Genomic DNA, 18,077 nt, shown 5'->3' with positions numbered 1-18,077 from the left:
TTACTAAAATTTTATTTTAACATCTTCAGTTTCATCAATAGTGTAACTATGCGAAAAACCAAATACTTTATAATTAATATCTTCGGTATATTGCACTTTTACTTTTTTACTGAATAAACTCCCCAATAAACCGCTTAAGTTTTTATTGCTAAAAATACTGTCGGTTGGAATAATAGCTTTTAACGGGATTGTAAATTCTTTTTTTGCTGGAACATCGAAATTCTCGGCCGAGACATGACCCATTTCATTATTATTTACAAAAATTTTAATACCATCGGTTTGTAGTTCGCCGCCAATATCATTTGGGTTTAAGAATAAAGCGTCGGCCACAAAGGTGACGTTTTTAGAGCTGCGTTCCAAAACTTTAATGTTTTGAATTCCAAGAAAAGTGGGTTTTTCGGTTACGGTGCAACTCAAAAACGAGAGGAGTACTGTTGATAAAATTATGAGTTTCTTCATTAAGGATATTTATGTTTTACTGTATCTTCACCCATCTAAAAATGATGGATTATGTTGAACAAAGATACTATAGTTATTCGAGAAATTAAACCCGAAGATAATGCTGAAATGGAGCAAGTTATCCGTGGTTGCTTTCATGAATTTAAAATTCCTTTAGAGGGAACCGCCTACACAGATCCTGAAACCAAACAGATGTTTGAAGCTTACCAGAATGAAAATGATGCCTATTTTGTTATCGATGTTAATGGTGAAGTTCTTGGTGGCGGTGGTGTAAAACCTTTGCAGGATTTTGAAAGTTCGGTTTGCGAAATTCAAAAAATGTATTTTTCCCCAAAAGTTAGAGGCAAAGGTTATGGTAATTTGTTGTTTGAAAAATGTTTGGAAACAGCCAAAAAGTTAGGGTATAAACAATGTTATATAGAATCTGCAGAACAATTAAAAGCAGCGATTCATATTTATGAAAGTCACGGGTTTAAACATTTGGATAAAGCTCTAGGCGGTACGGGACATTTTTCTTGTAGTATTTGGATGTTGAAGGATTTGTAGTTTTATTAAACTGAGTATTTGTTATTAATAATTGGTGCAATAGTCGCTAAACATCTAAATTTGCTAAATGAAATTAAAAGAAATAAAAAACACCTTTCATCTTGAGTTAGATCCTTTATTTCCTTTGGAAGAAGTGAATCGTTTTTTTTATATATTGATTGAAGCCTATTATAATATTTCTAGGTTGAATTTAGCGATGGATTCGGATTTGGAAGTTGAAAATGAAGCACTTATTTTAGAAGCACTCGAAGCTTTAAAACAGCAAAAACCAATTCAGTATATTTTAGGAGAAACGGAGTTCTATGGACTAACGTTTAAGGTGAATGAAAACACATTAATTCCACGGCCAGAAACCGAAGAATTGGTGAGTTGGGTTTTAAAAAAGGCTGCTTTAAATGAAAAAATAAACATTTTAGATATTGGCACCGGAAGTGGTTGTATTGCCATTTCTATAGCGAAAAATTTACTAAAAGCTAAAGTTTATGCTTTGGATGTCAGTCAAGGCGCATTGAAAATGGCAACAGAAAATGCGAAATTAAACCAGGTTGAAATTTCTTTTATAAATGAAGATATTTTAGCGGTAAGTGATTCGGAATTAGATAAAAATATTAAATTCGATATTATTGTTTCCAATCCGCCTTATGTGCGTAACAAGGAAAAAAAGATGATGCAGGCTAACGTTTTAGAGAATGAACCGCATTTAGCTTTATTTGTAGACGATGAAAATCCGTTACAGTTTTACAAAGCCATTACCGTATTTGCAGTTAAAAATTTAAATAAAAATGGTGGTTTGTTTTTTGAAATTAATGAATATTTAGGTCGTGAAATGATTCAGCTTTTAAAAGAACATCATTTTGAAAACATTCAATTAAAACAAGATATTTTTAAAAAAGACAGAATGATAAAAGGGACTTTTAATTAAAAAATTAGAAGGTTTACTTTTTCAAATAAATAATAAATTCGAGTATAGAATACATAGAAAAATGAGCAATATTAAAGCGTATATAGAAAAATTAAGAGATGAATTACGAACGCATAATCATAATTATTATGTGCTCGATAATGCAACGATTTCCGATTATGACTTTGATATAAAACTGAAAGAACTTCAAGATTTAGAAGCTAAACATCCCGAGTTTTTTGATGCCAATTCACCATCGCAGCGTGTTGGTGGCGCGGTAACTAAAAACTTTGAAACCATTAAGCATGCTCAGCGTATGTACTCACTAGAGAATTCGTATTCCAAAGAAGATTTACTCGATTGGGAAACTCGCATTGAAAAGTTAATTGATGGCGATGTACAATTTACTTGCGAGTTAAAATATGATGGGGCGTCTATTAGTTTAACTTACGAGCAAGGGAAATTAGTTAAAGCGGTAACCCGCGGCGATGGTTTTCAAGGCGATAATGTCACGGCGAATGTAAAAACTATAAAATCTGTGCCTCTTCAATTAAAAGGCGATTTTCCTGAGGTCTTTGATATTCGTGGAGAAATAGTTTTGCCTTTTGATGGGTTTAATAAAATGAATGAAGACCGTATTGAAATAGGGGAAGAGCCTTATAGAAATCCAAGAAATACAGCGTCGGGAAGCTTAAAATTACAAGATAGTGCCGAGGTTGCTAAACGTCCGTTGGAATGTTTATTATATAATTTAACGGGAACAAATTTAGGTGTTAGTAGTCAGTTTGAAAGTCTAGAAAAAGCACGAGCATGGGGTTTTAAGGTTCCAACAGTTGCAAAACTAGCACATTCTATAGATGATGTATTGGAGTTTATAAATTATTGGGATATCCATCGTCACGATTTACCTTATGAAACCGATGGTGTTGTGGTAAAAGTAAATAGTTTACAACAACAAGAAGAGCTTGGTTTTACAGCTAAAGCGCCACGTTGGGCTATGGCTTATAAATTTAAAGCGGAGCAAGTTTCTACCCGATTAAATAGCATTACTTATCAAGTTGGGCGTACAGGAGCTATTACTCCGGTTGCTAATTTGGAACCTGTGGAGCTAGCCGGAACCACGGTAAAACGGGCGTCTTTACATAATGCCGATCAAATTGAAAAACTGGATATTCGAGTTGGAGATATGGTTTATGTGGAAAAAGGCGGCGAGATTATCCCGAAGATTTTGGGCGTCGATTTAAGTGAGCGACCAGGAAATTCTACTCCAACCCAGTATATTACACATTGCCCAGAATGTGGAACTATGTTAGAACGGAAAGAAGGCGAAGCACAGCATTATTGCCCGAATTATAATGGGTGTAATCCACAAATTATAGGTAGAATTCAACATTATATTTCCCGAAAAGCTATGGATATCGATGGTTTAGGCGGGGAAACGGTGGCGCTTTTAGTCAATCAAGGCTTAATTACTAATTATTCCGATTTGTATGAATTAACCAAGGAACAAGTGATTCCGTTGGAGCGCATGGCAGAAAAGAGTGCCGAGAAATTGATTCAAGGGATTGAGCAATCTAAAAATATTCCTTTCGAGCGTGTACTTTTTGCTTTGGGGATTCGATACGTTGGAGAAACTGTGGCTAAAAAGTTAGCGCGACATTATAAAAGTATTGAAGCCATTCGGGAAGCTACACAAGAACAGCTTGTAAATGTTGATGAAATTGGAGTTAAAATAGCCGAAAGTGTTTGTGCTTTTTTTACTTCCGAAGAAAATAATGATATTATAAATCGACTAAAATCTTTTGGTGTTCAGTTAGAAATGTCGGCAGAGGAATTGGAAGGGAAAACGATCTTGCTTCAAGGGCAATCTATTGTTGTCACTGGTGTTTTTGAAACCGTTTCTAGAAATGAGTTAAAAAAACTTATTGAAGATAATGGAGGGAAAGTGAGCAGTTCTATTTCTTCTAAAACCAGTTTTATTGTGGCTGGTGATAAAATGGGACCGAGTAAAAAAGAAAAAGCAGAAAAACTAAATATTGAGCTTATTAGCGAGGCGGAGTTCTTGCAAAAAGTGAAGGTTGAATAAATAGAAATAGCGGATTTTATTATCGAAATGATTTGATAATTAAATCCGCTATTTTTTTAATAAAGGTCTGTTTTTTATTTGCTGTTTGGTAGCATGCCATTAATTATTGTATTCCATTTTTCTATGGATGGTAACTCGCTCCCCAATTGGTAATTGATTTCAGAATTAAAAAATTCTAAGATGGCATCGGGTTGGCTTTTATCAATATAACTGAGTTTTAAATACAGACGATCTGTTTCTTTTCCTTTTTTGAAATTCACGATGTCGCAAGTTTTTATATTCGACAGATTAATAAAAGTTTTTGTAATGGTTTTTTCATTTTCAGACATGAATGAAACCGTTTTTTTAGAGTGGTCTATCCCGATGGCATAATAACTAAAAATTTCATGTTGAGATATTTCACTGTTATACTCTTTAGATAAATCTTGAAGCGTTTTTAGTGCTTTATTCTTTTTTTTCTTTTTATTAAAACTGGTTAAGACAAAAGGCATTGCACACAGTGCAACAAATATAATTCCTATAATAGTTGTTCCTAAATTCATTGTTATATTTTTAATTTTTGATATAATAATTCCTTTATGTTACGATACATCGTAACATATTTTTAATTTAATTTGTAACGACTAAAAGTGTCGTTTTTAATAAATATGGATTACCAAAAATTATGAAACGGAAAGATGAGATCGGACTTTCGTTGCCTAATCAGGAGGGTTTTTAAGTAGTTTTTGTACTGTTTGAATCGTGCATTAAACAGTAATTCCTCAGAATAGGTAATAATAGTCCAAAACCCTTCAATAGAAGAAAGGTCGAAATTAGAAAAAGAACATTCCGTAATATCCGAAATTGAATTTTCTAATTGTTGTGTATGCGGATAAAGAATTTTAGAGGCACTGTTTAAGTACTCCTTTTGTTCTTTATGTTGCTCAAAAGTTTGTGCACTAGAATTTAAGGCCGTCTTTGCAGGAACATAGACACCAAAGCAGTAAATGGAAACGAGTAGAAATACGCTTAATATTTTATGCCATTTTTTCATTCTAAGCTATTAACACATTTGTGTTGATTAAATAGATAATGTGATATGTTTTAGGTATTGAAAATTAATTCCAATGCTCGTCAAAGTCTAAATCTTCATAGTCGTCAATATCTAAATCGTCATCAAATTCACCATAGTCCTCGTCGTTATCAGCTTCAAAAACTCTATCGGGAGCTGTATCTGGAACTTGACCTTGCACAAACATTAAGTTAGGATAATCGGAACCTTCAGCTTCTTCTACAATTTCAGCTAATTCAACATAAAATGTCCACATGCTTAAAAAATCATAAACATAAATAAGCTTGGTTTGCATTTCGAAAGTTACATCGTTAATGGCTGTTTCGTTCATTAAACGTGCCGATCCATCATCACTTAAATCGAAAAGAGATATTTCTTCACCTTGATTCCATTGGTCGTCACTAATGTAAAAAGATGCCATTTCGCTGCCATCAAAACCAAAAGATTGGGTAATAATATTATGTAAATCTTCAAGTGTATCGTCTTCGCGAATTTCTAAATCGCGGAAAACATCTTCGTCATTGTTGTCGTTGTCAAGTATAACTCTAAATCTGTAAATCATTTTATGTCGTTTTATATAAAAAACTTTAGTATTTATTTTTATGCTTTTAAACGCATAATTTTAGTTGTTAAATCTTAAAATAAGCAGATTTAATTTTAAACGGCAAAAGTATACAATTAAAACTACCTACTGAAACGATGTAGGGTAAATGTCATACCTGTTAATAAGAAAAATGCACCGATTTGATGAGCAATACCTAATCCTAACGGAACTTGATAAATTAAGGTTAAAACACCCAATATAAACTGTAATAAAACGATAATTAGTAATGAATTAACACCTTGTTTTTGAAGTGTTGTTAATGTGAATTTTTTAGATTTCATCCAAATACTAACAATTAGAAACACTACAACATAGGCAAGTATTCTGTGTACAAATTGAATACCGCTTGGGTTTTCAATAAGGTTTTTATAAAACGGATCTAATACGTAAACCGTAAAGTGCATAAAGGCGCCTTCGTTCATTAAAGGCCAATGGTTGTGAAGTAAACCAGCTTTTAAACCAGCGATAAATGCACCGTATATAATTTGAATTATAATAACAAAATAGCTTATCAAAATTAAATTTTTCATCGGCTTGTTTGCAGGCTTTCTATTGGGGTAAATGAGATCTAAAGCCACCCAAAGCGTTGCTGCAAAAGTGATAAATGCGGTAATTAAGTGGGCTGCGAGCCTGTAATGACTCACATCGGGCATATCTACCAAGCCACTTTTAACCATATACCAACCTAAAAAACCTTGAAAAGCACCGAGAGAAAGTAACACGAGACATTTTTTTATAGTGCTTTTTGTGAGTTTTTTGCGTATTAAGAAATAGAAAAAGGGAATGATAAAAACCATTCCAATCGAACGTCCGATAACGCGGTGCAACCATTCCCAAAAGTAAATGCTTTTAAAATCTTCAATATTAAAATGATTGTTATACGCATTAAATTCGGGATGTTTTTTATAAAGGTCGAAAGCTTCTTGCCATTCTTGATCGCCAATTGGCGGAATGGTGCCTGTAATTAAGCGGTAGTTAGACATGGATAAACCAGAATCGGTTAACCTGGTAATACCACCAACAACAACCATTATAAAAATAAGGAAGCATCCTGTTAATAACCAGTATATTACTGCTTTGTTGTCCTTTTTCATTTTTTATGTATTGAATATTGTTATGTTTAGTATTAAAAGTGACGGTTATTTTTTTAAACCCAAAGCCTCTCCTTTTTTAAGCATGAGTTTGTAAGCTGCATCATATTCATTAGGAATTTCACCTTCTAAAATGGCTTCTTTTATAAAATCTTTTATAATTCCAATTTCGCGAGATGGTTTCATATTGAAAGCTTCCATAATTTCTTCACCAGAAATTGGCGGTTGAAAATTACGTACGTGATCGCGTTGTTCTACTTCGATAATTTTTTCCCTAACAATTTTAAAATTATTATGATATTTATTGAATTTTTTAGGGTTTTTAGTGGTAATATCTGCTTCGCAAAGTGTCATTAAATCTTCTACATAATCTCCGGCATCGAAAACCAAACGGCGAACCGCAGAGTCGGTAACATCTTGAGCAAGTACAATAGGGCGAGAACTCATAAACACCATTTTTTGAACAAATTTCATTTTGTCGTTCAGTGGCATTTTAAGTCTTTTAAATAAATGATAAACCATTTTGGAGCCTTCAAATTCGTGTCCATGAAAAGTCCACCCTACTTTTTTGCTAAAGCGTTTTGTAGGCGCTTTACCAATATCGTGTAAAAGGGCAGCCCAGCGTAACCAGAGGTTATCGGTGTGTTTTGCAATATTATCGACCACTTCCAAGGTGTGGTAAAAGTTATCTTTATGGCGTTGGCCTTCCACTTCATCAATCCCTTTTAAGGCAGTTATTTCTGGTAAAATATATTGTAATAACTTTGTTTTTTCTAAGAGTAAAAATCCAATAGATGGTGTTTCGCTTTCCAGAATTTTATTCAATTCGGTAACGATACGTTCTTTGGTAATTATTTTAATTCTATCGCAATTTTTTGTAATCGCTTCCAGTGATTTTTCTTCAATAGTAAAGTTTAATTGCGTTGCAAACCGGATAGCACGCATCATCCTTAAAGGATCGTCACTATAAGTAATATCGGGGTTTAATGGTGTGCGGATTATCTTTTTTTTCAAATCGGAAACACCTCCAAAAGGATCTAATAAATCGCCAAAATAGGTCTCGCTTAAATTTAAGGCTAGTGCATTTATTGTAAAATCTCTACGGTTTTGGTCGTCTTGTAATGAGCCATTTTCAACAGATGGATTTCTACTGTCTTCAGTATATGATTCCTTTCGAGCACCAACAAATTCAATTTCAATATCATCGTAGCGAAGCATGGCGGTACCGTATGTTTTAAACACCTGAACTTTGGGTTTGTTTGGTAAGTTTTTTGCCACTTGTTTGGCTAGTTTTATACCGTCGCCAATGGCAACCACATCGATATCTTTTGCTGTGCCACGTTTTAAAATAAAATCCCGTACAAAGCCACCTATGACGTAACTATCCAAATGTAATTCTTTGGCAGATTGTGCGATGATTTTGAAAATAGGGTTTGTTAATGCTTCTTTGTAATTCATACTGTATGTTGTGCCGCTAATTTTTATGACTTCAATGCTTTTCTTAATTTGAAAGACGTTGTTGTTTTTATAGCCACTAATTCACGAATTTTTATCCTCTACTACAGAAAACTTTTGAATAACTATCTTCGATAGTTCACTAATAAAAATGTTCTGTTTTTATTTAATATTACTTTTATTTTTATTGGTGAATTCGTGGCTAATTATATTTTCAGGCCACGAATACACGAATTTCTTTTACTGTATTATAAAAAAAACTTCTAATAATAATCTTTTATAGTTCACTAATAAAAAGCGTTCCGTTTTCTGTTTAATATTTTTTTATTTTTATTGGTGAATTCGTGGCTACTTTTATTTTATAACACGATTCTTTTATGTTGTAAATAGTTCTTTTGAAAATTAGCTAAAATGGCTAATTTATTTTTACTCACTTTTAAATAATTTATGCATTGAGCAATATGCTTATCATGTATGTTTTCTGCACATTTTATTTCTAAGATGATTTTGTCGTTTACGATAAAATCAGCGTAAAATTTGTGTGATAGAATGGTATCTTTATAAGCTACACTATATTCTTTTTCTCTTTCAAAAGGAATGTTTTTAGTTTTAAACTCATATTCAATAGCATCTTTATAAACTATTTCAGAAAAACCGGAACCCAAATTATTATAGACTTCAAAGAGCACCCCAACAATAGCAAAGCTTTCGTCTTTGTAAATAAGATTTGTCATAATGTTTTCCTTTATTATTCGTGAATTCATTGTAACTTTAATTTCCCGCCACGAATACACCAATTTTTTATACTCAGCTACTGAAAACTATCGAATAACTATCTTCGATAGTTTACTAATTAAAAGTGAGCTGTTTTTTATATTTAATATTATTTTTATTTTGATTCGTGAATTCATTGTAACTTTAATTTCCCGCCACGAATACACGAATTTTTTATACTCTGCTACTGAAAACTACCGAATAACTATCTTCGATAGTTCACTAATTAAAAGTGAGTTGTTTTTTATATTTAATATTATTTTTATTTTGATTCGTGAATTTGTGGCACTTGTTTTTATCGCCACGAATACACTAATTTTTTTTCACTACTACAGAAAACTTTTGAATAACTATCTCCGATAGTTCACTAATTATAGGTGTTCTGTTTTTATTTTGATTCGTGAATTCGTGGCTATTTATTTTCTACTACCACCAACTCACGATTCCTTTTACTAAAACGCCTTTAATAACAATATTTTAAATAGTTAATAATTATTTACGTATAATTTTTACAACACCACTATTACTTAATTTAATAATAGACGATGGATTTGCGCATATTTTTTCGCGTTGCAAATTTACAACATAGTCCACACCTTTTAAAATAGCAGGCGCTATTTCTTTAAAGGATTTAGGCGTTGGAGTACCACTAATATTTGCAGAGGTAGACACTAAGGCGCCATTTAATTTTCGGCTGAGTTGATAACAGAATTCATCATCAGGAATTCTAATAGCAATTGAGCCATCGTCAGCAATTAAATTAGATGCTAAATTTTGGGCATCGTCATAAATAATCGTTGTTGGTTTATCGGCTATATCAATAATGCTTAAAGCGGCTTCCGGAATATTTTTAACGTATTTTTTCAGCATTCTATCATCCGCAACTAAGCAAATTAAGGCTTTGCTGTCTTCGCGCTGCTTTAATTGATATACTTTTTTTACGGCTTCGGGATTTGTGGCATCGCAGCCTATTCCCCAAACGGTATCGGTAGGATAAAGTATGATACCGCCTTGTTTTAATACTTGTATGGCTTTATTTATTTCTGTGTGCACGACTTAATAAAATTGATTTTAAGAACTAAATTCGGTTTTTGCTTTTTGCAAAGCTGAAGCTATTATTTGATGCATATCGTAATATTTATACTCTGCTAATCGGCCCCCGAAAATAATATTCGATTCCTTTAGTGTCAGCGCTTTATATTGCTGATATTTTTTTTGATTATCGTCATTATTAATAGGGTAGTAGGCCTCTTTTTCTGGTGTCCAGTCTTCGGGGTATTCTTTAGTTATTACCGTATGCGGTTGTTTTCCAAACTCAAAATGCTTGTGTTCAATAATTCGGGTGTACGGCACGTTGCTATCATTATAATTAACAACGGCATTGCCTTGATGATTATCAGTTGCTAAGTTTTGGTGTTCAAAACGCAGCGATCGGTATTCTAAATTTCCAAATTTAAAATTGTAGAATTCGTCAATTTTACCCGTATAAACTACTTTTTTAGCCGAAGCTATTAATTCGTCTTTGTTTTCAAAAAAATCGACATTGGTTTTAACATCAATACCTTGCAACAACCCATCTATTATTTTATTATATCCGCCAATGGGAATACCTTGATATCTGTCGTTAAAATAGTTGTTATTGAAGGTGTATCGAACCGGAAGTCGTTTTATAATAAACGCCGGTAATTTAGTAGCTTTTGTTCCCCATTGCTTTTCTGTATATTCTTTAATTAGGGTTTCGTAGATATCTTTTCCGACTAAAGAAAGCGCTTGTTCTTCTAAGTTTTTAGGGGTTTTAACACCGTGCTCTTTAATTTGTTTATCAATTATATTTTTAGCTTCCGCGGGGGTTTTTGTACCCCAAAGTTGATAAAACGTATTCATGTTAAAAGGTAGGTTGTATAATTTACCTTTTGAAATGGAAAGGGGAGAATTTATATAGTTGTTAAACTCAGCAAATTGGTTAACATAATCCCAAATAGATTTATCGTTAGTATGAAAAATATGTGCACCATATTTATGAACATTAATGCCTTCTACGTTTTCGCAATACACATTTCCTCCAATATGATTTCTTTTATCTATTACCAGGCATTTTTTTCCTTTCTTTGTGGCTTCGTGCGCAAATACACAACCAAAAAGACCCGCACCAATAATTAAATAATCGTATTTTTGCATACAAAAAATTGTTTTTAATGCAATAATATAACTTTTTTAAGATTAAAAACAACAATTAAAAAAAATGTCTTGAATGTATTATATTTCTAAAAATTATAAATCTGTTTTTAATGCATCAGGCAAAGCAAAGACCGATTTTGAATACGCGTTGGATGTATCGGGTTTTAAAAATTTAGGCTTTAAACAATCTACCATTCCTAATTCTGCAATTGGTGCGATAAAGAATTTTTTAGGCATTACAATGGCTTTAATTAGATTGCCATTTAAGTCGGTTTTGTTTACACAGTATCCCGTAAATAAATATAGAAAATATATTGTGTTTATTGCTTCATTAAAGGGATGCAAGGTTTTTACAGTGGTACACGATGTGAGTTTTTTAAGAAAACGCACAAAAGATAAAGCAGCCGAATTAAGAAATATTTGCAGGTCCGATGCTGTGGTGGTACACAACCCAACTATGGTAAAATGGTTTTTAGATGCAGGTGTGGAAATTCCTGTAATAAATTTAGAGTTGTTTGATTATGTATCCGAAAAGCGACCATCGCAAAATGATATCATTGAAGAAAAAAAGCAGTATAATTTAGTTTACGCTGGCGGTTACGGAGGCGTAAAAAATAAGTATGTTTACGATATTGATAAATTGGGTGCCCGTAATTTTAAGTTAAAATTATATGGTCGAGGTTTTGAAGAAGAAAAACGTTTGGTGGCTAAGGAAAAATCGTCTGTATTATATGAAGGTGCTTTTCCAGCCGATGAGATACCTTTTAAAATTACAGGTGATTTTGGGTTGGTTTGGGATGGTGAATCTGCCGAAACCTGTAGCGGTCAATATGGCGAATATTTAAAATTTAATAACCCGCACAAAACATCGTTGTATATATTGTGTGGATTACCAATAGTTATTTGGAAAGAAGCAGCTTTGGCTCCTTTTATTCTAAATAACAATTTAGGAATAGCTATTTCTAGTTTGAAAGAGCTAGATGGTATATTAGAAAAATTGACTTTTGAAGATTATAAAATCATGAAAAAAAATGTTTTAGTTTTTCAGAAAAAAGTCATGTTAGCTAAGTTTGGACAAGCGGCCATTAGTGAAGCTTTAAAATCGACATCAATTTAAATGAAATATATTTTTACAGAACATTATAAGGTTTATAAGGAAGAGATAAAAAATTTTGTGTTGCATTTCAATACAGAGGGAAAGGACTTTATAGTAGGGCAAAGGAATAGTATTAAGTTATTTGATTTAAACGGCGAAAAACTCAATATTAAGGCTTTTAAAATTCCAAATATTATCAATCAAATTGCGTATAAATTTTTAAGAAAAAGTAAAGCTCAACGTTCTTTCGAGTATGGTAATAAACTTTTAGAATTAGGTATTGGAACTCCTAAACCCGTTGCTTATTTCGAATTTAGCACGCTCTTTTTATTCAAAAAAAGTTTTTATGTTAGTGAGCAATTGGAATGCGATTTAACATACCGAGAATTGATTCATGATTTTAATTATCCAGATTACGATACGATACTTCGTGCCTTTACAAGATTTACTTTTAGTTTACACGAAAAAGGCGTTCATTTTTTAGATCATTCGCCAGGAAATACATTAATAAAGAAAAATGGCGAGGGTTACGATTTTTATTTAGTCGATTTAAACCGTATGAATTTCGGTGAAATGGATTTTGGAACCCGAATGAAAAACTTCGCGCGACTAAGTCATTATAAAGAAATGGTGGAGGTAATGAGTGATGAATATGCTAAATGTATTGGTGAAGATTATGATAAAGTTTTTAATGCCATGTGGAAAGGCGTGGAAGGTTTTAGGACAAAACGTGCTAGAAAAAAAGAATTGAAAAAGAAGTTTAAATTATAATTTATTCCGAAGTTTTTTTAGCGTTTTGTATCTAAAATGGACGCCGTAAGCACTTAAATAACAAATTTGAAAACCTTCGATACCATCCAAAAATCCGAGTCTGAAAATATAGTTGGTAACAAACTTAATTACAGGGCGCAAATAAAAATGGTAGGCATTCGGTTTTTTCCCTTTATTAAAAAGTTCCAACGCTTTTAGTTTAGCATACTGTTCCATTTTAGATTTGTAATGTGCCGCGCTGTTAAAACAATAATGAAGCATATTGTTTTTTAGTAGTTTACTTGTACCATCAATTTCTGGCATTTCGTGCACTATTTTATCTTCAAGATATTTAACTTTTCCGTTTTTAAATAATCGATAGGTGGTATCCGTTTGAAAGCCGCTAAAACGAATTCTTTTTTGTTTAAAATAATACAGACGCTTCACCATAAACCCAGAGGTGCCGTCGGGATTTTTTGTTTCGTCTAAAATTTCATTTTTTAATTTTTCAGGAATACGCTCATCGGCATCAATAAATAAAATCCAATCTTTGGTAGCTTGCTGAATGGCAAAATTGCGTTGATCGGCAAAGTTTTTAAATTCTCGTTGTATCACTTTAACCTGCTTAAAAGCTTGAAGTTTTTCCAAAGTGCCATCAGAACTAAAGGAATCTACAACAATAATTTCATCTACAAAATCAATGTTTTTTATAACTTGATTTATGTGATTCACTTCGTTGTAAGTAATAAGTAATCCCGATATTTTATTGGACTGATTCAAATTCTGAATTTGGTTTTTAAAACGGTAAAAATAGGTATTCTTAATTATATAAGAAGTTTTATTTGAATAGAAATAATGGAGATTTCTTTAGTTTTCCGCGTTCTTTTCCTATTTTGCTCTCCTTTTAATATTCATCCTTTAAATATATTTTTATGACAGACATTTCTGTTATTATTAGTACTTATAATTCTGAAGCTTGGTTGGAAAACGTATTTTGGGGCTATAGCTGTCAAACGTTTAAAAACTTTGAAATTGTTATTGCCGATGATGGTTCTGGACCAAAAACCAAAGCCTTAATAGATAAATTTAGAGAAGAACAAGGTTTGGATATTAATCATGTTTGGCAAGAAGATGATGGGTTTCAGAAATCTATGATTTTAAATAAAAGTATAGTGGCTTGTAAAAGTGAGTATATTGTGATGAGTGATGGCGATTGTATTCCGCGACAGGACTTTTTAGAAGTTCATCAAAACAATAAGGAAACAGGCTGTTTTTTATCGGGTGGTTATTTTATGTTACCTATGGATATTTCTAAAGCCATTACTAAAGATGATATTCTAAAAGGTCATTGTTTTAATTTAAAATGGTTGCAACGTAACGGGTTAAAGTCTTCTTTTAAAAACAATAAACTTACGGCCTCGGGGTTTAAATCTAAATTGTTAAACAAGTTTACACCAACAACACCAAGTTGGAATGGACATAATGCTTCGGGGTGGAAAAAAGATATTGTGGCTATCAATGGTTTCGATGAGCGTATGCAATATGGCGGGCAAGATAGAGAGTTGGGTGAACGCTTAGTTAATTATGGTATAAAACCGAAACAAATAAGATACAGTGCTATTTGTGTGCACCTCGATCATAAACGTGGTTATAAAACTCCTGAATCTATGGCCAAGAATAGAGCGATTCGTGATGAAACGAAATCTGAAAATAAAAAGTGGACGGCTTCAGGAATTAAGAAAGGATAGTTAAAATAATTACTGGTTTCCTATAGCGTTATTAACCAAATTATAAAGCTTTTCGATTTGCTTTTGTTGATGGTAGTTTTCTTGAATGTGGGCTCTTCCTTTTAAACCTAATTCTTTTGCTTTTTCTGGGTTTTCACAAAGTTCAATGATAAATTTTGCCATATCATCTACATGCGTTTCTTCAACTAAAAAACCTGTTTTTTCGTGAATAACGGCATCTTTAATACCACCATGAAACGTACTGATAATAGGTAGAGCAGATGCTGCAGCTTCCATAATACTTACGGGAGTACCTTCCATATCTCCATTTGGAGCAGTGATAGAATGTTGCACAAACGCGAGCGATGTTTTCATTAAATCGGCAATTTTATCCTGTTCTAAAATACCCGTGAAAATTACTGAATTTTGCATTTTTAGTTCGCCAACTAAATTTTCGCAATCTTCAAAAAGGCCGTTTTTTTTACCAACCATAGTTAGGGTGGCATCAGGAAATTTTTGAAGTACTTGGTGGAATGCACGAATGGTATATAAAGGCCCTTTTTTAGGGGTGAAGCGCCCAACAGCAAGAAAGTTTTTCTTTTTAGAAACGTTAGTTTCAGGTTTAAATTTGGATGTATTTACACCACAAGGCACAACTTTGGTTTTATCAAGGGGTGCTCCATTTTTTACCAAGCCTTTTTTCATTTCTTCGGAAACTACAATAATAGACGATGCGTAATCAAATAATTTTTGATACTTATCGGCATACTTTACTAAATACTTTTTATCCGTAGCATCGTGACCATGAAAAATAGGTAGCAGCGGGATGTTCAAAGCTTTACAAACAGGAACCATATGGGAGCCAGAGGTTCCGTAATTGGACAGTACAACATCTATTTGGTTATCTTTTAGAAACTTTTTCATACCGTAATTACTGAAAAAATTGTTTCTGCCAACGAAGACTTTTACAATTTTATGTAAAAACCAAAAAGCTTTAGGACTAAGTAGTGTACCGTCTTCTTTTCTTTCTGGATAGCGTCCGCTATGAATAGTGTAAACTTCTGCAAGTTCTGAAAAACCAGAAATTTGATCTCGTATAAAGGTTTCTGAGTAAGCATATTTTTCAGAGCGTGTAATACAGATTCGCATGTGGATAGAGGTTTCTATTATTTTGATTTCAATATAAAATAAAAAACATCAAAAAAATGAATTTCAAACTAACTTATTGTAAAATAAACTAATAATTAGAATTCATTTTGATGATGTTCTTAAATAGCTATCAAGTATAGTATAATTACACTCGATTTATTATTTTAAACCGCTACACTATGCTCACGTAAAGCATCATTAAGCGATGTTTTTTTGTTGGTACTTTCTTTACGTTTTCCAATAATAAGAGCGCAAGGTACATTATAAGTTCCAGCAGGGAATTCTTTAGCATAACTACCAGGAATAACCACCGAACGTGCAGGTACTACACCTTTGTATTCTACAGGTTCGTCTCCAGTAACATCAATAATTTTAGTACTCATGGTTAATACCACACCAGCACCTAAAACAGCTTCAGTTTCTACACGAACACCTTCAACCACAATACAACGACTTCCTATAAAAGCGTTATCTTCAATAATAACAGGAGCAGCTTGTAAAGGCTCTAAAACGCCACCAATACCAACACCACCAGAAAGGTGTACATGTTTACCAATTTGAGCACAACTTCCAACAGTAGCCCAAGTATCAACCATAGTCCCTTCATCTACATAAGCTCCAATATTTACATAACTTGGCATTAAAATAGTACCAGCAGATAAGTAAGAACCTTGTCTTGCAGAAGCACCAGGAACTACACGAACGCCTTGTGCTTTATAGTTAGTTTTTAAAGGCATTTTATCGTGATATTCAAAAATACCAGCTTCTAAAGTTTCCATTTTTTGAATAGGGAAGTATAACACTACGGCTTTCTTTACCCATTCATTTACTTGCCAACCACCTTCAATAGGTTCAGCAACTCTTAATTTTCCTTTATCCAATAATTCGATAACTTGTCTAATAGCAGCAGTAGTTGCTTCATCATTTAAAAGATCTCTATTGTCCCAAGCTTTTTCAATGGTATTTTGTAATTCTGTCATTTTTGGTCTTTTATTTTTCGCAAATATAAAGGGTATTGATTAAAATAAGGCAAAGAATAAACTATAAATAGTTAAGAGAAGTTTAAAATCTTTAAAATTCTAAATAGTTAAGCAGCAATACACTATTTTTGCATAAATTTTATAGATGGCGCGTATTTTAGCAATAGATTTTGGAACAAAACGAACAGGAATTGCTGTAACCGATACTTTACAAATAATAGCTTCGGGGCTAACAACAGTGCCAACAAAAGAGCTTTTATTATTTTTAAAAGATTATCTTTCAAAAGAAGATGTCGAGTTGTTTTTGGTAGGGGAACCTAAACAAATGGACAATACGGCATCGGAAAGTGAGGCTTATATATTACCGTTTTTAAGCAAGTTAGAAAAACAGTTTCCTAATATTCCAATAAAGCGGGTCGATGAGCGTTTTACTTCTAAAATGGCGTTTCAAACCATGATAGATAGCGGTTTGAAAAAAAAACAGCGTAAAAACAAAGCGCTGGTCGATGAAATTAGTGCCACACTTATTTTGCAAAGTTATTTGTATGCTAAATAAAATTTCACTTAAAATTAAATCAATAAATTATTAAGTATTTTTGCAAATACTTACAAAACTTAACGCATGATATTACCAATTGTAGCTTACGGTGCACCCGTTTTAAAAAAGAAAGCAACAGATATTACTAAAGATTATCCAAAATTGGATGTCTTAATAGAAAACATGTTCGAAACCATGTACAATGCCTATGGTGTTGGGCTTGCTGCGCCACAAGTAGCCTTGCCAATTCGTATGTTTATAATTGACACAACACCTTTTTCCGACGATGAAGATTTAACCGAAGACGAACAAAAACAATTAGATGGTTTTAAGCGTGTGTTTATAAATGCACAAATTACTAATGAAGAAGGGGAAGAGTGGGCATTTAATGAAGGCTGTTTAAGTATTCCTGATGTTCGTGAGGATGTGTTTAGAAAACCAAAAATTACTATTGAATATTTGGATGAAAACTTTGAAGTACATACTGAAACTTTCGATGGTTTAGTGGCTAGAGTTATTCAGCATGAATACGATCATATCGAAGGCATTTTGTTCACCGATAAATTATCGAGTTTAAAAAAACGTATTATAAAAGGGCGACTTTCAAATATATCTAAAGGGAAGATAAAGGTTGATTATAAAATGCGTTTCCCAGACCAAAAAAAGAGACGATAATATTTGCAAGGCATTAA

20 protein-coding genes are annotated in these 18,077 nt (G+C 32.7%); 8 read left to right on the top strand and 12 right to left on the bottom strand.

What is annotated here, in order from left to right; genetic code table 11:
• Nucleotides 1-3 precede the first annotated feature (3 nt).
• Nucleotides 4-459: a hypothetical protein gene (locus FQU21_RS08270; protein ID WP_147677527.1), complete on the bottom strand. Its 456-nt coding sequence runs from the start codon at nucleotides 457-459 to the stop codon at nucleotides 4-6.
• Nucleotides 460-510: 51 nt separating this feature from the next.
• Between FQU21_RS08270 and FQU21_RS08265 the strand changes: the two genes are divergently transcribed.
• The 3 genes from FQU21_RS08265 to ligA all read left to right on the top strand — a co-directional run bounded on the left by FQU21_RS08265 (nucleotide 511) and on the right by ligA (nucleotide 3,992).
• Nucleotides 511-1,005 carry a GNAT family N-acetyltransferase gene (locus FQU21_RS08265; protein WP_246124796.1) on the top strand — a complete coding sequence of 165 codons (495 nt, stop codon included), beginning with the start codon at nucleotides 511-513 and terminating at the stop codon, nucleotides 1,003-1,005.
• 67 nt (nucleotides 1,006-1,072) lie between these two features.
• Complete coding sequence (gene prmC, locus FQU21_RS08260) at nucleotides 1,073-1,927, top strand: peptide chain release factor N(5)-glutamine methyltransferase (protein ID WP_147677526.1); 855 nt, start codon at nucleotides 1,073-1,075, stop codon at nucleotides 1,925-1,927.
• A 61-nt stretch (nucleotides 1,928-1,988) separates the two neighbouring features.
• Nucleotides 1,989-3,992 carry an NAD-dependent DNA ligase LigA gene (ligA, locus tag FQU21_RS08255; protein WP_147677525.1) on the top strand — a complete coding sequence of 668 codons (2,004 nt, stop codon included), beginning with the start codon at nucleotides 1,989-1,991 and terminating at the stop codon, nucleotides 3,990-3,992.
• A 74-nt stretch (nucleotides 3,993-4,066) separates the two neighbouring features.
• Here the strand turns inward: ligA and FQU21_RS08250 are convergent, their stop codons facing one another.
• The 8 genes from FQU21_RS08250 to glf all read right to left on the bottom strand — a co-directional run bounded on the left by FQU21_RS08250 (nucleotide 4,067) and on the right by glf (nucleotide 11,145).
• Complete coding sequence (locus FQU21_RS08250) at nucleotides 4,067-4,534, bottom strand: hypothetical protein (RefSeq protein WP_147677524.1); 468 nt, start codon at nucleotides 4,532-4,534, stop codon at nucleotides 4,067-4,069.
• A gap of 110 nt (nucleotides 4,535-4,644) precedes the next feature.
• The gene (locus FQU21_RS08245; protein ID WP_147677523.1) at nucleotides 4,645-5,025 is read right to left on the bottom strand and encodes a hypothetical protein; all 381 of its coding nucleotides are present in this window, start codon (nucleotides 5,023-5,025) and stop codon (nucleotides 4,645-4,647) included.
• 64 nt (nucleotides 5,026-5,089) lie between these two features.
• Nucleotides 5,090-5,605 carry an IS1096 element passenger TnpR family protein gene (locus tag FQU21_RS08240; protein WP_147677522.1) on the bottom strand — a complete coding sequence of 172 codons (516 nt, stop codon included), beginning with the start codon at nucleotides 5,603-5,605 and terminating at the stop codon, nucleotides 5,090-5,092.
• Between the two features lie 122 nt (nucleotides 5,606-5,727).
• Nucleotides 5,728-6,741: a COX15/CtaA family protein gene (locus FQU21_RS08235; protein WP_147677521.1), complete on the bottom strand. Its 1,014-nt coding sequence runs from the start codon at nucleotides 6,739-6,741 to the stop codon at nucleotides 5,728-5,730.
• A 45-nt stretch (nucleotides 6,742-6,786) separates the two neighbouring features.
• The gene (locus FQU21_RS08230; protein ID WP_147677520.1) at nucleotides 6,787-8,196 is read right to left on the bottom strand and encodes a CCA tRNA nucleotidyltransferase; all 1,410 of its coding nucleotides are present in this window, start codon (nucleotides 8,194-8,196) and stop codon (nucleotides 6,787-6,789) included.
• A 356-nt stretch (nucleotides 8,197-8,552) separates the two neighbouring features.
• The gene (locus FQU21_RS08225) at nucleotides 8,553-8,927 is read right to left on the bottom strand and encodes a GxxExxY protein (protein ID WP_147677519.1); all 375 of its coding nucleotides are present in this window, start codon (nucleotides 8,925-8,927) and stop codon (nucleotides 8,553-8,555) included.
• A gap of 532 nt (nucleotides 8,928-9,459) precedes the next feature.
• The gene (locus FQU21_RS08220) at nucleotides 9,460-10,020 is read right to left on the bottom strand and encodes an L-threonylcarbamoyladenylate synthase (RefSeq protein ID WP_147677518.1); all 561 of its coding nucleotides are present in this window, start codon (nucleotides 10,018-10,020) and stop codon (nucleotides 9,460-9,462) included.
• Nucleotides 10,021-10,038: 18 nt separating this feature from the next.
• Entirely contained in the window at nucleotides 10,039-11,145 is a 1,107-nt protein-coding gene (gene glf, locus FQU21_RS08215) for a UDP-galactopyranose mutase (RefSeq protein WP_147677517.1), read from the bottom strand.
• A 73-nt stretch (nucleotides 11,146-11,218) separates the two neighbouring features.
• Here glf and FQU21_RS08210 point away from each other — a divergent pair, with 73 nt between their 5' ends.
• Both FQU21_RS08210 and FQU21_RS08205 read left to right on the top strand, forming a co-directional pair.
• Nucleotides 11,219-12,262: a glycosyltransferase gene (locus tag FQU21_RS08210; protein ID WP_147677516.1), complete on the top strand. Its 1,044-nt coding sequence runs from the start codon at nucleotides 11,219-11,221 to the stop codon at nucleotides 12,260-12,262.
• Complete coding sequence (locus FQU21_RS08205) at nucleotides 12,263-13,012, top strand: lipopolysaccharide kinase InaA family protein (RefSeq protein WP_147677515.1); 750 nt, start codon at nucleotides 12,263-12,265, stop codon at nucleotides 13,010-13,012.
• Here FQU21_RS08205 and FQU21_RS08200 read toward each other — a convergent pair.
• A complete protein-coding gene (locus FQU21_RS08200) occupies nucleotides 13,007-13,771 on the bottom strand; it encodes a glycosyltransferase family 2 protein (RefSeq protein ID WP_246124795.1) in 765 nt (254 codons plus the stop codon). The genes FQU21_RS08205 and FQU21_RS08200 overlap by 6 nt on opposite strands.
• Before the next feature lie 152 nt (nucleotides 13,772-13,923).
• Between FQU21_RS08200 and FQU21_RS08195 the strand changes: the two genes are divergently transcribed.
• Nucleotides 13,924-14,739, top strand: a complete 816-nt coding sequence (locus tag FQU21_RS08195) for a glycosyltransferase family 2 protein (protein ID WP_147677513.1) — start codon at nucleotides 13,924-13,926, stop codon at nucleotides 14,737-14,739.
• Nucleotides 14,740-14,748: 9 nt separating this feature from the next.
• Here FQU21_RS08195 and FQU21_RS08190 read toward each other — a convergent pair whose 3' ends face one another.
• Nucleotides 14,749-15,867 carry a glycosyltransferase family 4 protein gene (locus FQU21_RS08190; RefSeq protein WP_147677512.1) on the bottom strand — a complete coding sequence of 373 codons (1,119 nt, stop codon included), beginning with the start codon at nucleotides 15,865-15,867 and terminating at the stop codon, nucleotides 14,749-14,751.
• A 164-nt stretch (nucleotides 15,868-16,031) separates the two neighbouring features.
• The gene (locus FQU21_RS08185; protein ID WP_147677511.1) at nucleotides 16,032-16,847 is read right to left on the bottom strand and encodes a 2,3,4,5-tetrahydropyridine-2,6-dicarboxylate N-succinyltransferase; all 816 of its coding nucleotides are present in this window, start codon (nucleotides 16,845-16,847) and stop codon (nucleotides 16,032-16,034) included.
• Nucleotides 16,848-16,992: 145 nt separating this feature from the next.
• On the opposite strand from FQU21_RS08185, the gene ruvX reads away from it, so the two are divergent.
• The gene (ruvX, locus tag FQU21_RS08180) at nucleotides 16,993-17,403 is read left to right on the top strand and encodes a Holliday junction resolvase RuvX (protein ID WP_147677510.1); all 411 of its coding nucleotides are present in this window, start codon (nucleotides 16,993-16,995) and stop codon (nucleotides 17,401-17,403) included.
• A gap of 66 nt (nucleotides 17,404-17,469) precedes the next feature.
• Nucleotides 17,470-18,060 carry a peptide deformylase gene (def, locus tag FQU21_RS08175; RefSeq protein ID WP_147677509.1) on the top strand — a complete coding sequence of 197 codons (591 nt, stop codon included), beginning with the start codon at nucleotides 17,470-17,472 and terminating at the stop codon, nucleotides 18,058-18,060.
• Nucleotides 18,061-18,077 lie beyond the last annotated feature (17 nt).

Origin of the sequence: Algibacter pacificus (genome assembly GCF_008033385.1) — a bacterium.
Taxonomy (GTDB): domain Bacteria; phylum Bacteroidota; class Bacteroidia; order Flavobacteriales; family Flavobacteriaceae; genus Algibacter; species Algibacter pacificus.
Note: the sequence above shows the minus strand (reverse complement) of the source record. Positions and strands in the feature narration are given on the sequence as shown.

Bases quoted from the DNA above. Each gene is read 5' to 3' on its own strand.
- FQU21_RS08270 (WP_147677527.1), bottom strand. From the start codon at position 459: ATGAAGAAACTCATAATTTTATCAACAGTACTCCTCTCGTTTTTGAGT.
- FQU21_RS08265 (WP_246124796.1), top strand. From the start codon at position 511: ATGTTGAACAAAGATACTATAGTTATTCGAGAAATTAAACCCGAAGAT.
- prmC (WP_147677526.1), top strand. From the start codon at position 1,073: ATGAAATTAAAAGAAATAAAAAACACCTTTCATCTTGAGTTAGATCCT.
- ligA (WP_147677525.1), top strand. From the start codon at position 1,989: ATGAGCAATATTAAAGCGTATATAGAAAAATTAAGAGATGAATTACGA.
- FQU21_RS08250 (WP_147677524.1), bottom strand. From the start codon at position 4,534: ATGAATTTAGGAACAACTATTATAGGAATTATATTTGTTGCACTGTGT.
- FQU21_RS08245 (WP_147677523.1), bottom strand. From the start codon at position 5,025: ATGAAAAAATGGCATAAAATATTAAGCGTATTTCTACTCGTTTCCATT.
- FQU21_RS08240 (WP_147677522.1), bottom strand. From the start codon at position 5,605: ATGATTTACAGATTTAGAGTTATACTTGACAACGACAACAATGACGAA.
- FQU21_RS08235 (WP_147677521.1), bottom strand. From the start codon at position 6,741: ATGAAAAAGGACAACAAAGCAGTAATATACTGGTTATTAACAGGATGC.
- FQU21_RS08230 (WP_147677520.1), bottom strand. From the start codon at position 8,196: ATGAATTACAAAGAAGCATTAACAAACCCTATTTTCAAAATCATCGCA.
- FQU21_RS08225 (WP_147677519.1), bottom strand. From the start codon at position 8,927: ATGACAAATCTTATTTACAAAGACGAAAGCTTTGCTATTGTTGGGGTG.
- glf (WP_147677517.1), bottom strand. From the start codon at position 11,145: ATGCAAAAATACGATTATTTAATTATTGGTGCGGGTCTTTTTGGTTGT.
- FQU21_RS08210 (WP_147677516.1), top strand. From the start codon at position 11,219: ATGTATTATATTTCTAAAAATTATAAATCTGTTTTTAATGCATCAGGC.
- FQU21_RS08205 (WP_147677515.1), top strand. From the start codon at position 12,263: ATGAAATATATTTTTACAGAACATTATAAGGTTTATAAGGAAGAGATA.
- FQU21_RS08195 (WP_147677513.1), top strand. From the start codon at position 13,924: ATGACAGACATTTCTGTTATTATTAGTACTTATAATTCTGAAGCTTGG.
- FQU21_RS08190 (WP_147677512.1), bottom strand. From the start codon at position 15,867: ATGCGAATCTGTATTACACGCTCTGAAAAATATGCTTACTCAGAAACC.
- FQU21_RS08185 (WP_147677511.1), bottom strand. From the start codon at position 16,847: ATGACAGAATTACAAAATACCATTGAAAAAGCTTGGGACAATAGAGAT.
- ruvX (WP_147677510.1), top strand. From the start codon at position 16,993: ATGGCGCGTATTTTAGCAATAGATTTTGGAACAAAACGAACAGGAATT.
- def (WP_147677509.1), top strand. From the start codon at position 17,470: ATGATATTACCAATTGTAGCTTACGGTGCACCCGTTTTAAAAAAGAAA.